Below are 12,032 nucleotides of genomic sequence, written 5' to 3' on the forward strand. Positions count from 1 at the left end.
CAAAACGACAAAGTCACAACTGTCAGATGCCGTCGGGGCAAAGAGCTCCTGGTCGAACAGAATGGTCGAATCCTTGGAGACGAAAATGCCCGAGTAACCATACTGGTAATCCGGATAAGTGCTGGAATCCGCCGAAGGACTAACCTGAGGACGGAAACCGTTATCAGACAACCAGGTGGCATCATACATGCCATAGTTCAGGACGGTGTCGCCGCTCTTGATCAAACAGATGAAAGGACTCATGTCGTACAGGTAAACCCCGGCATGGTCATCCGAGCCGCTGTTGTTATCGGTTGTATCGCAATCGTTGAAGTAGTTCAGGTTGTAACCGCCGTTGCCGTTCAAACCGCCGCCATCACCAACACCACCGGCGTTGCTGAAGGAGAGACGCACGCAGGCGGTGCGGATTTCGGATTCCTCGGGGAACTGGACGGTATCGGCCACGATCAGGTTAACGCGGAGAGAATCGGTTCGGCCGCCAATCGAGTTGGAGTTGATCACGACATAACCTTCGAGAACAGCCGGCGCGGCCGTCACAACACCACCATCATTCATATACAAGTCGATGGTGGTAAAGTTGGGCGACAGGTGCGAAATCGTAATCGGGCCATAGTTGCTGACATCAAGCCAGGCCGGATCGCCGGGTGTCAGGGCAATTGAAATGCTGTTAATCGTCAAAGGAGCGTTACCGACGTTTTCCAGTTTAACCACAGTATCAAGCTGGACGGTGGGCTTGGTCCAGGTCGGTTCGTTAATTCTGCTGGGGGTAAAAGCCAGGACCGGGTTGGGAACCGGTTCCACGCAGGGAACCCTGAACCACTTAACCGGGTTGGTCGTCCAGATACCCGCATCCTGCTGAACCGAACCGGGGAATTTATCGTTGATGTAAAGAACATCGAGATAAAAATCACCGCTGTACGATCCGGATGGATCGACAACCGGAACACCGGTAAAGTCGCCGTCAACGACTTCCATACCGAAACGCGACATTGACGGGTAGTGATCGGATTCGCAGGGATTTTCGGTACCGGTAGCGGTATCGCATAACGGAGTATAGGTATTGGTCAGGTTGCGGGCAATATCCCAGTTATAACCGCCGTTATCGGAAACTGAAATATACAGTTCACCATTGGCGGTTCCGGAATAACCGGCACCTTGCCAGCGCAACAGGGCGCAGTCGTCATGGATACCATTGGCGATGTCGAGGAACTGGACGAAGATGGTGTAGAACTTGCCGTCGCACTCAGAAATCTGAGGCTTAACAATACTTATTTCGTTCCAGGCGCCGCCAGTACAGGTGCTGTCATTGTAAGCCTCATCGGTAATATCCCAGTTGGCATCCTTGACGGTTCTGATTTCATCATTGAGTTCATCCCAGTGCAACAGACGAGAGCCATAGAAGGTGGTGTATTCACCGAGACCTTCATCGGCCGGGATAATTTCACGGGCCGACCAAACGATATGGAGATAATCATCGGAATCAATGAGGACACCCATATCACCATGGCTAAGCCAGCCGCCCTTGGTTGAGTCATAAGCGCTCATATTGACCTTAGAACCCCAGCTGGCACCCATATCGGTCGAAATCATGTAATAAACATCATTGGTCCGCTGGTTGACACCCAACCCCGGATCGAGCCAGTTACGTTCCAGAGATTCGGGATCGCCGGGGTACTGTCCTGGAGGGGCCTGCCAGACCAAAGCCACTTTGCCGCTGGCGCGAGAGGCGGTAACGGTCTGAGCAATAACCGGAACGGTATCAATGATAACCGGCGGATAATCCCAGGCGCCAACGGTATCGGAGCCGACCCGACGGAAATAATGAATCAGCGACGGCTCGGGATCCTTGTCTTCGGACTGCTGAGCAAATACGTGAGTCACGGTATCGTTGTTATAAACCTGATATTCATGAGACGGCCATAGGAATCTCCAGTCGCCGAGACTGATATCTGTGGTAGAAACGCCGTACTTCATGGTTGAATCAGGCACCGGTCGTTTATAGGGGGAGAAGAAACATGAGCCGACATCGAAGTCATACCAAACGGTGGAATGATAGCCGGCACCTTCATTATGATGATTGGCAATAACGGCTTTACCTTCGGTGTCGATATCCAAGCTGATATAGCCGGAATAGTTGACACCCGGGCCAAGACGGGCATGAATGTCGCAACCGCCGCCGGTTCCTTCAAATATAAAGACTGCTTCATCGGCATCCCAGAGTTCGTATCCGGTTCCACGATCCAGAGTGGTGTTATCCTTTAAAGTCGATTTCATCCAGATCATGTGGACGTATTCGCTGCCGCGCCAGTCGATCTGGCGGTTCATGCGGGTATTACTCTGAAGATCATAGGTTGTAATACCAACCTGGAGACCAGGAGAAGTCGATTTGATTTCATCGAAACCAAGATCCTGGGCACCGCCGGTATTGGGGGAATAACCGACATAGTTTTCCGCCCCGGCCAGCCTGGCCTTGGAATTCTTGGTCATCTTGATGCGCTGGTTCCAGATATTTTTATCGGCAGTCTTTGCGGCGAAAACTGTAATCGCCATAAAGGCAACTATTAGCAAAGAGAGGACAATAATTGCCGATAGTCTTTTGGTCATTTTATCTCCTTTCAAAGACCTTTGGTCAAAGTTCCCAACTTATTCTCCTGAAGAAATTCCGATATCTCCGGAGAATCGGAAAATGGCAGAGGAACTGCCTGAAAACTATCCTATGTTCTCCGAACAACCACCTCCCTTCAAATGGCATAAGTTTAGATGTGGGGTTTGAATGCTATTTATAAACATCTCTTTACTGGTGATCAATCACCCAAAAACATCATTTTTATATTTTAAGCTTCGTGCTCTTGAGGTCTAATACAACCGCAAATTACACTTGCTTCCCACCCACCCTTTGCTACTGCCTTTCAGCGCATGAGGTAAATTGCAGAACGATTTAATATATATCAGTCAAAAGTAATTGTCAATAGCAAAAATCACCTAACTGACTTAAACCATAAGGCTTTACAGCCTTCCTGAGTTTATCTAACAGCAAAAGTCTCCAATCGCAATAAAACACCATATCGCGATTTGAAATGTGAGATTATATATATTACGAAACAACAATCAACTAAAACAATTACAAATATCGAATATTTTTAAATAATTTGAATTATTATGGGGGGGCCATTTATGTCAACTTGCCTATGTGTGGATCGACCGGCAACCATACAAATTCTGCTTGACATTCATTCGTATAAACTGTTGTTTGGCGGACAAATACGTGGATAAGAAGGTTGCCCGGTACCTCCGGACAGGATTCAGATCAGTTGACGGATTCAGAAAGGATTATTTATTATGCAGGGTTTAGAATATATTTTTCGGCCGAAATCAGTGGCCGTTATCGGAGCCTCGGTCAAAAAAGGGACTATCGGACGAGAAATTCTACACAACCTGATTATCAACGAATTTAATGGCAAGGTTTTTCCGGTCAATCCCAATTACGATGTCATCCATTCCATTAAGTGTTATTCGACGATTCTTGATGTCCCTGATGCTGTCGATTTGGCCATCATGGTCATCCCGCGAGATAATATTCCGGAAGTGGCAGAGAAATGCGGTCAGAAGGGGGTTCGAGGAATGGTGGTAATTTCCGCCGGATTTAAGGAAGTCGGCGGAAAAGGAGTGGAACTGGAAAGACAGTTGATAGATATTTGCCGCAGGTATCGAATCCGCATGATTGGCCCCAACTGCTATGGGGTTATCAATACTGACCCGTCATTCAGCCTTAACTGCACCTTTGGAAAAACCAGTGCCCTGCCGGGCCGGGTAGGTTTTGTATCGCAGTCGGGCGGCCTGGGGGAAGCTATTTTAAATCATGCCCATGCTCTGGGTCTTGGTTTTTCGATGTTTGCCTCGATCGGCAACAAGGCCGACATTTCGGCCAATGAGATATTGGAATTCTGGAAGGATGATCCCCGGACAGATGTCATTCTCCTCTACCTTGAAAACTTTGGTAATCCCCGTCATTTCACGAAAATAGCCCGGGAGATTTCCCGTACCAAACCAATTGTGGCCGTGAAATCGGGCCGGACCAGTCAGGGGGCCCGAGCCGCCTCGTCGCATACCGGCGCTCTTGCGGAACTTGATGTGGCAGTGGATGCTTTATTTGATCAATGCGGAGTTTTGAGAGTCTCTTCGGTGGAGGAGCTTTTTGATGTGGCGGCCGCCCTGGCCAATCAGCCGATACCCAAAGGAAACCGGGTGGCAATTGTTTCCAACGCCGGAGGTCCGGCTCTGCTGGCAACCGATGCTTTAGTGGGCCTGGGTATGCAGGTCGCTCCATATACGGGGGTGACCGCCAAAAAGCTAAAGGGCACCCTGTCGGGACAGGGGACGGTCAACAATCCTCTGGACTTGGTCGCCGGGGCGGGAGGAAAGCAATTTCGGGCGGCTCTTGAAGTGGTCAGGGAAGATAAAAATTTCGATACAATTATGCCGATTTTCGTTCCGCCCGTGACGATCAATCAGATGGAAGTCGCCTCATCAATTCTCGAAGGGGTAAAAGGAACCGATAAAGCCATTCTGGCATGTTTTATGGGGGCCGGGATGGGTTCCGAGGGGGTTAATTTCCTCAAGCAGAACGGAATCCCTGTTTATCAATTTCCCGAGGCGATTGCCAAAACGCTGTCACTAATTGATGGGCATCGCCGCTGGCTGGAGCGGCCCCATGGAAAATATAAAAGCTTTAAAGTCAATCGGGCGGCGGTTCAAAATATCATCAATGAATCATTCGAGAATAATCAAACGGCCATAGTCGGTGAGAAAGCCCTTGAAATACTGAGCCAATATGGTATTCCGACCACAAGGAATGCCATCGCCACCACGGAAAAAGAAGCTTTGGCGGCGGCCGAGGCAATAGGCTACCCGGTGGTTTTAAAGGTCAATACCCCCCAGATTCTACATAAAACCGATTTTGGCGCTGTGAAAATCGATTTGCGGACGGCACGCGAGGTTAAAAAAGCCTATTCGGTTTTGAAAAAAAATGTCGGCTCAATGAAAAAGGGCAAAAGCCGGGAGAAGTTTTCGGTCTTTGTCCAGGAAATGATATCGGGGGGAATCGAGACGGTCATCGGCATGACTACCGACCCGGCCTTCGGTCCCTTGATCATGTTCGGGCTGGGGGGAATTTATGTGGAAATCCTCAAGGATGTTTCTTTCAGAATCAATCCCCTGACCGACAATAATGCTGATGAAATGATAAAAAACCTGAAATCGTATCGTCTGCTGACGGGCTTTCGGGGAAGCGAGGCGGTTGATATGACAACGCTGAAGGATTCTCTTCTTCGGCTGTCGCAACTGGTTTCCGACTTCGATGTTTTTTCCGAGATAGATATCAATCCTTTTATTGCCTGTGCCCGGAAAAATCATTCCAAGGCAGTGGACGCCCGTTTTATATTGAATCCCCAGTGATATCGGACAAATGATTGAATTTTAGGCTTGAGATGATCGGATCGGGTATTTATATTGCAACGAATCAATTTACGGAATTAATAAAATCTGCGAGGCCGTTATGCGATATGAATTAAAAAAAGTCGGTTACTGGTCGGTTATCAAGGTAATGTTTATTCTCAATCTTATCGTGGGGTTTATCGGCGGCCTGTTTTTTGCCATTTTTATGGGCTTTATATTGGCAGTTTCAGAGCAGTTTGGCGGTGCAGTCTCACCCTACTTTTCTCAGGATTTTCAAACCCTCAGTTTCGGGGCGATGATACTTATCTATCCGATTCTATTCTCCCTTATGGGGGCCTTTGGCTATACTCTGATGGCCCTGATAGTCACATTCCTGTACAATATGCTGGCCCGATTCCTTGGCGGATTGGAGTTCGATCTGACTCATATTGCCCCTAAAGAGCCGATATATCAACAACCACCAACATATCCACCTCAGCAACCGACCTATCAACAACCTCCTGAGCAATCGCTGTATTCGCCACCTCCACCACCGCCTCCGGTACAACCCCTGCCCTCGGAAATGACACCCCGGCCCGAGGATGAGAAACCGAAAGATGATAATCCATAACTTTAACAATATACTGTAATTGCTTGTCATATAATATCATATGTCAGATAAGCAGATACGAGTGAGAATTGCCCCGTCGCCCACGGGCTATCTTCATGTGGGTACTGCGCGGACAGCCATTTTCAACTGGCTGTTTGCCCGGAATATGGGCGGTCGTTTTCTGGTACGAATCGAAGATACCGACGCTGAGAGATCTCGGCCGGAATTGATTCAGCCGATCTTTGATGCTTTGAAATGGCTCGGAATGGATTGGGACGAGGAGCCGATTTATCAATCGCAGCGAATGGAGCGATATACGCCTTATATCAGGAGATTGCTTGATTCGGATAAGGCTTATCGGTGTTTTTGTTCGCCCGAGGAACTCCGGAAAGCCCGTGAAAAGGCCATGGCCGAGAAAAGTTCACCACAGTACAATCAAAAATGCCGCCATCTTTCCCAGGAGGAAATCGACAGGAATCTGGAAGACGGTGTCCCATATGCGATCAGGATCGCCATTCCGGAAGGTGAAACGAAGTATGATGATTTTATTTCCGGGACAATTGTCAAACAGAATAGCGAAATCGAAGATTTCGTGATCGCCCGCAGTGATGGCTCGCCGGTTTATAATCTGGCGGTGGTGGTGGATGATCACGAAATGGGGATTACCCATGTCATTCGCGGCAACGATCATATAAGTAATACATTTAAACAGTTACATATCTATCGGGGCCTGGGGTTGGAAATACCGGTGTTCGCGCATGTGCCACTAATTCTTCGACCGGATAAACGAAAAGTTTCCAAGCGACTGGGTGATAAGGACGTGGCCGAATACGCCCATGAGGGTATTCTACCCGAAGCCCTGTTTAATTTTCTCTGTTTGCTGGGCTGGTCGCCCAAGGATGACCGGGAATACCTGCCCCGAGAAGAACTGATCAGAATATTCAAACTGGAATACGTTAATAAGGCGAATCCCATTTTCGACGAGGAAAAGCTACTCTCGCTGAATGCCGAATATATCCGGAATACGCCAAGCCACCGTCTGGCCGATCTGGTAGCGCCGCTTCTGGTGGCGTCGAGTCAGACCACCAAATACTGGCTGGAAACACGCTGGCAATATTTGCTGGCGATTGTCGGGATGCTCAAAGAGCGTTGTCGCCGTCTGACCGATTTCGTGGATATGAGTGGTTATTTCTTCGATGGCCAATTCGAATATGATGCCTCCTCGGCGGAGAAGCAATTCACTATGGAGGGAAGGAAATACCTGGTCAGCCTGGAATCAAAATTCGGTACGATCCGGGATTTCAATAAAGAAAATTTGGAAACCGCTCTAAACGCGGTCGCCGAGGAGATGAATGTCAAACGGGGGAAATTAATTCATCCCGTTCGTCTGGCAGTATCCGGCGCTCCCCATGGACCCGGTTTGTTCGATATACTGGAAGCTATCGGTAAGGACGAAACCATAAAAAGAATTAACAGGGCTATTACCTACATTGATAACGGGGGGAAATAGGACCATGGATAAAATTCAAAAGCTGGAATTGGAAATCGAGCGTCTTGAAGAGAAGATGGAAAAGAATCATTTCGGGGGGTTGTTCAATAAGGATGAGCGCAAGCGAGATGAGAACAAACTGAGGAAACTTAAAAGGGAACTCGAGCAATTACAAAAAACTAAAAAGAATTAATTTTAGGAAACCTGTATCGACTGCCAGATACCGGCTGTTTTCCGAATATAAGGAGCCAAGCGATGAATGATAATGTATTGAAAGATAAGGCAACCCTGTTAAAGAGCGCCATAAAAAGCGAAATCGACGGATATAACTTCTATGATTTACTGGCCAAACAGATTACCAATGTCGAGGCAAGAAAACGACTCGAGAATTTACGAAATGACGAGAGCCGGCATCGGTCGGTTCTAACCGGCTGGTATAAGAAAATAATCGGTGGAGAAGTGGGGGAACTTCCGGAAAAGGGAATCAGCCCGCTTGAGGCCGCTTTCGATAAAGGCAACTTGAAGAAATTCAATAATGAAATCGAATATATCAACCTGGCCATGAAAGCGGAACTTGAGGCGACGAGGTTTTATAAGGAAGCCGCGCAGAAGATGGATGATGCCGAATTCAAGAAAATTCTTAAGGAATTTTCCGAAGAAGAAAACGGTCATTATGAAATTCTGATGGCCGAACGGGAAGCCATTTCCGGAAATTATTTCTGGTTTTCGGCCGATGGCACATCGCCTATGGAAGATTAAGCCGGGTGGGATGAATCATGAAATTCAGATGCGAAGTGTGCGGATATATCCATGATCAGGATCGTCCGCCTGAAGTCTGCCCGATATGCGGAGCCTCGTCGGAGCGATTTATCCCGGCGGAAGATTAACCGTAATTAGACCGGATTTACAATATTGTTTTCATTATTCAAAAAAACAATAAAAGTCGGGAGTAAGGCTCCCGATTTTATTCTGCCGTCACATCTCGGCGGCAAGATCAGGCTGTCTGATTTCCGGGGAAAAAAGAATGTCATCCTGGCCTTTTACCCGATGGACTGGACCCCGGTTTGCACCAACCAGATACCCGGCTATGAACAAAATCTCGCCCATTTCGAAAAATTGGACACCCAGGTTCTGGTTATCTCGGTCGATTCGGTACCTTGCCACCAGGCCTGGCAGAAGACCCTGGGGGGAATATCGTACCCCATGCTGGCCGATAATTCACCGCACGGTGAAGTGGCCCGCAAGTACGGGGTCCTGACCGCATCGGGTTACAGTGACCGCGTCATATTCATTGTCGATAAACAGGGGATAATTCGATTTATCGATCGCCCCGGTTTGCAGGTCCTGCCCGATAATAAACAGGTACTGGAAGAATTATCCCGTATTAATCAATAAAAAACAAGAGATGGATGATATCAGCCATCTCCCGTGAATCCGGCCTGGCCGGAATTAATCTTATTTTTGTTCAATCTTGGCCCAGGAATCGCGCAGTCCGACCGAACGATTGAAAATCAGGGCCTCGGGCCGTGAATCCCGGGAATCAACCACAAAATAACCCTGTCTCATGAACTGGAAATAATCGCCCGGTGTTGCTTTCGCCAGCCCCGGTTCCAGCTTACAGTTATTCAGGATCTGAAGCGAATCACGATTAAGGTTGACTTTGAAATCATCATCCTCTTCCGGGTTTTCCTTAAAAAACAATTTATCATAAAGGCGCACCTGAGCCGGGATGGCATGAGAAACCGACACCCAGTGTAGCGTCCCTTTGACGCGACGCCCATCCGGCGCATCACCACCCCGTGTAGCGGGATCATATGTACAGCGTAATTCGACAATCTCGCCGGTCTTACTGTCTTTAATGACCTTGTTACAGATTATAAAATAAGCATGTTTCAGGCGGACTTCGGCACCCGGGGCCAGGCGGAAATATTTCTTTGGCGGATTTTCGCGGAAATCATCGCGCTCGATATAAACCTCTCGCGAGAAAGGCACCATGCGAGTCCCGGCCGTTTCATCTTCGGGATTATTAACCGCTTCCAGTTCCTCGACCTTTCCTTCAGGATAATTTTCGATAACGACTTTGATTGGATCGAGAACGGCCATAACCCGGACGGCCCGTTTGTTGAGATCCTCTCTCAGGCAGTGTTCGAGTAGAGCGATATCGACGGTACTGTCTTTCTTTGCCACCCCGATGCGTTCGGCAAAATTACGAATCGACTCCGAAGTATAGCCGCGCCGTCTCAGACCACAGACGGTCGGCATCCGGGGATCGTCCCAGCCGCCGACATGTTTTTCCCGGACCAGCTGGAGGAGCTTGCGTTTACTCATGACCGTATAAGTCAGGTTAAGCCGGGCAAATTCGATCTGCCGCGGGGAGTGAATTTCAAGATGTTCGACAAACCAGTTGTATAGCGGCCGGTGATCCTCGAATTCCAGGGTACATATGGAATGGGTGATACCTTCGATCGAATCGGACTGGCCATGGGCCCAGTCGTACATCGGGTAAATGCACCATTTGTCACCGGTGCGATGATGCGGTGCATGAAGAATGCGGTACATAACCGGATCGCGCATGTTGAGATTGCCCGACGACATGTCTATTTTGGCTCGTAAAACGCGCGAACCGTCGGGGAATTCACCGGCTTTCATGCGTTCGAAAAGATCCAGGTTTTCCTCGATAGAACGATTGCGGTAGGGGCTTTCTTCGCCCGGTTCGGTCAGAGTCCCGCGGCGCCGGCGAATTTCATCGGCCGAGGAATCATCGACATAGGCCAAACCCTTTTTAATCAATCTGACAGCATATTCATACAGGGTTCCGAAATAATCCGAAGCATAGAAAAGACGGTCATCCCAATCGGCCCCGAGCCAGCGGACATCCTCGATAATCGATTCGACATACTCGGTTTCTTCCTTGCTGGGATTGGTATCATCGAAACGAAGGTTGAACCGGCCATCGTAACGCCGGGCGATGCCGTAGTTGAGACAGATCGACTTGGCGTGTCCGATATGGAGATAGCCGTTCGGTTCCGGCGGAAAACGGGTATGAACGCGGTGATCGTTTTTGCCCTGTTTGAGATCATCATCGATTATGTCGGTGATGAAATTCGAATTCGGAGCAGTCGCATTGTTTTCCATATCCTATTATCTCCAGTAAAAACCCGTTTTGACAACGTTATTCAATCATCGGCGAAAAAACCGGTTTTATTACACGGCCGCCCGGAATCAAAACCGGGCTGGTTTAAAAGTCGATAATATATGACATACGGTATTTCAAGGCAATTGTTTTGGCAGGGCCTTTCGGAGAAACCGATGAATCGGTTTACGGAAACATTGCGCATTCATAAAATGTTAGTATATTATGAATTCTTTCACGTATGGAGTGGAAATTGAGGAATTTTGTTTATGTATTTTGCCTTGCCGAAAGAATATCGTGAATCGACAACGGAGGAGCTGAAAGACAGTATCCGATCCGCCAGGGGAAAATTGGGTCGGAAGGCGATAATACTGACTCATCATTATCAGCGACCGGAAATAGTCGAGTCGGGAGATGCCGTGGGTGATTCTTACGGACTTTCCAAAATCGCGGCGGAACGTGATGATGTCGATCTGATAATTTTCTGCGGGGTTCATTTTATGGCTGAGGCGGCTTATATCCTGTCCAAACCGCATCAAAAGGTTTACCTGCCCAATCCGCTGGCCGGTTGCCCGATGGCCGATATGGCTGAGATTGAGGAGGTTCTCGAAGCCTGGGAGGTTTTGAAAGCTTTCGGCGGCGATACACGAATTATGCCGATATCCTATATGAACTCGGCGGCCTCGCTAAAGGCTTTCGTGGGGGAACATGGGGGACTCATCTGCACCAGTTCAAACGCGGATGCGGCCTATAAATGGGCTCTCGAACGGCGTGAGAAACTGTTTTTCTTTCCCGATCGCCATCTGGGCTATAACACCGGCATCAAATACGGCTTGTCTCGCGATGATATGGTCCTCTGGGATTTTGCCAAAGAGCAGGGCGGACTAAGCGACGAGCAAATTGAAAAGGCCAGAGTTATTCTCTGGAAAGGCCATTGCCATGTTCATACCAATTTCCGCTCCCGGCACGTAACCGAAGTCCGGGGAAAATATCCGGATGTCAAAATCGTGGTGCATCCGGAATGCTCTCATACCGTGGTGGAGCAGGCCGATGCGGTCGGTTCGACCAGCTTCATTGTTAAATATGTGGAACAGCAACCGGCCGGTTCGGTGATTGCCATCGGGACCGAGATCAACCTGATCAACCGGCTGGCCCATGAACATCCCGATAAAAAGATTTTCGAGCTTTCCGGTCAAACCTGCCCGGTTTGCGCCAACATGTACAGAACAACTTTAAACGACCTGGCTTATTGTCTTGAAAACTATGAAGATATGAAGACAATAACCGTGCCGGATGAAGTCCGACAGAAAGCTTATCTGGCTCTTGAGCGGATGCTTGAGGTGCACTGATACGGCAGGGTATAAATT

At 48.6% G+C, this 12,032-nt stretch carries 9 protein-coding genes; 7 read left to right on the plus strand and 2 right to left on the minus strand.

Going from position 1 to position 12,032, the window contains the following annotated elements; all coding sequences use genetic code 11:
* Nucleotides 1–2,604, minus strand: a 2,604-nt coding sequence (locus JXQ28_09020; protein MBN2277873.1) for a hypothetical protein, incomplete at its 3' end; no start/stop codon positions are given.
* Between the two features lie 735 nt (nucleotides 2,605–3,339).
* On the opposite strand from JXQ28_09020, the gene JXQ28_09025 reads away from it, so the two are divergent.
* The 6 genes from JXQ28_09025 to JXQ28_09050 all read left to right on the plus strand — a co-directional run bounded on the left by JXQ28_09025 (nucleotide 3,340) and on the right by JXQ28_09050 (nucleotide 8,927).
* Complete coding sequence (locus tag JXQ28_09025; GenBank protein ID MBN2277874.1) at nucleotides 3,340–5,454, plus strand: acetate--CoA ligase family protein; 2,115 nt, start codon at nucleotides 3,340–3,342, stop codon at nucleotides 5,452–5,454.
* A gap of 100 nt (nucleotides 5,455–5,554) precedes the next feature.
* Entirely contained in the window at nucleotides 5,555–6,064 is a 510-nt protein-coding gene (locus tag JXQ28_09030) for a DUF3566 domain-containing protein (GenBank protein ID MBN2277875.1), read from the plus strand.
* A gap of 61 nt (nucleotides 6,065–6,125) precedes the next feature.
* Entirely contained in the window at nucleotides 6,126–7,553 is a 1,428-nt protein-coding gene (locus JXQ28_09035) for a glutamate--tRNA ligase (protein MBN2277876.1), read from the plus strand.
* A 4-nt stretch (nucleotides 7,554–7,557) separates the two neighbouring features.
* Nucleotides 7,558–7,725, plus strand: coding sequence for a hypothetical protein (locus tag JXQ28_09040; GenBank protein MBN2277877.1), 168 nt, complete (start codon nucleotides 7,558–7,560; stop codon nucleotides 7,723–7,725).
* A 62-nt stretch (nucleotides 7,726–7,787) separates the two neighbouring features.
* On the plus strand, nucleotides 7,788–8,291 hold the full coding sequence (locus JXQ28_09045; GenBank protein MBN2277878.1) for a ferritin family protein: 504 nt from the start codon (nucleotides 7,788–7,790) through the stop codon (nucleotides 8,289–8,291).
* A 153-nt stretch (nucleotides 8,292–8,444) separates the two neighbouring features.
* Nucleotides 8,445–8,927, plus strand: coding sequence for a redoxin domain-containing protein (locus JXQ28_09050; protein MBN2277879.1), 483 nt, complete (start codon nucleotides 8,445–8,447; stop codon nucleotides 8,925–8,927).
* Between the two features lie 60 nt (nucleotides 8,928–8,987).
* Here the strand turns inward: JXQ28_09050 and JXQ28_09055 are convergent, their stop codons facing one another.
* A complete protein-coding gene (locus JXQ28_09055; GenBank protein ID MBN2277880.1) occupies nucleotides 8,988–10,667 on the minus strand; it encodes a glutamine--tRNA ligase/YqeY domain fusion protein in 1,680 nt (559 codons plus the stop codon).
* 267 nt (nucleotides 10,668–10,934) lie between these two features.
* Between JXQ28_09055 and nadA the strand changes: the two genes are divergently transcribed.
* A complete protein-coding gene (gene nadA / locus JXQ28_09060) occupies nucleotides 10,935–12,014 on the plus strand; it encodes a quinolinate synthase NadA (protein MBN2277881.1) in 1,080 nt (359 codons plus the stop codon).
* Nucleotides 12,015–12,032: the final 18 nt, after the last annotated feature.

Source organism: Candidatus Zixiibacteriota bacterium, assembly GCA_016933955.1.
In the GTDB taxonomy this organism is placed as follows: domain Bacteria; phylum Zixibacteria; class MSB-5A5; order GN15; family PGXB01; genus JAFGTT01.

Coding starts and splice junctions, on each gene's coding strand:
- JXQ28_09025 (MBN2277874.1), top strand. CDS start 3,340: ATGCAGGGTTTAGAATATATTTTTCGGCCGAAATCAGTGGCCGTTATC.
- JXQ28_09030 (MBN2277875.1), top strand. CDS start 5,555: ATGCGATATGAATTAAAAAAAGTCGGTTACTGGTCGGTTATCAAGGTA.
- JXQ28_09040 (MBN2277877.1), top strand. CDS start 7,558: ATGGATAAAATTCAAAAGCTGGAATTGGAAATCGAGCGTCTTGAAGAG.
- JXQ28_09045 (MBN2277878.1), top strand. CDS start 7,788: ATGAATGATAATGTATTGAAAGATAAGGCAACCCTGTTAAAGAGCGCC.
- JXQ28_09055 (MBN2277880.1), bottom strand. CDS start 10,667: ATGGAAAACAATGCGACTGCTCCGAATTCGAATTTCATCACCGACATA.
- nadA (MBN2277881.1), top strand. CDS start 10,935: ATGTATTTTGCCTTGCCGAAAGAATATCGTGAATCGACAACGGAGGAG.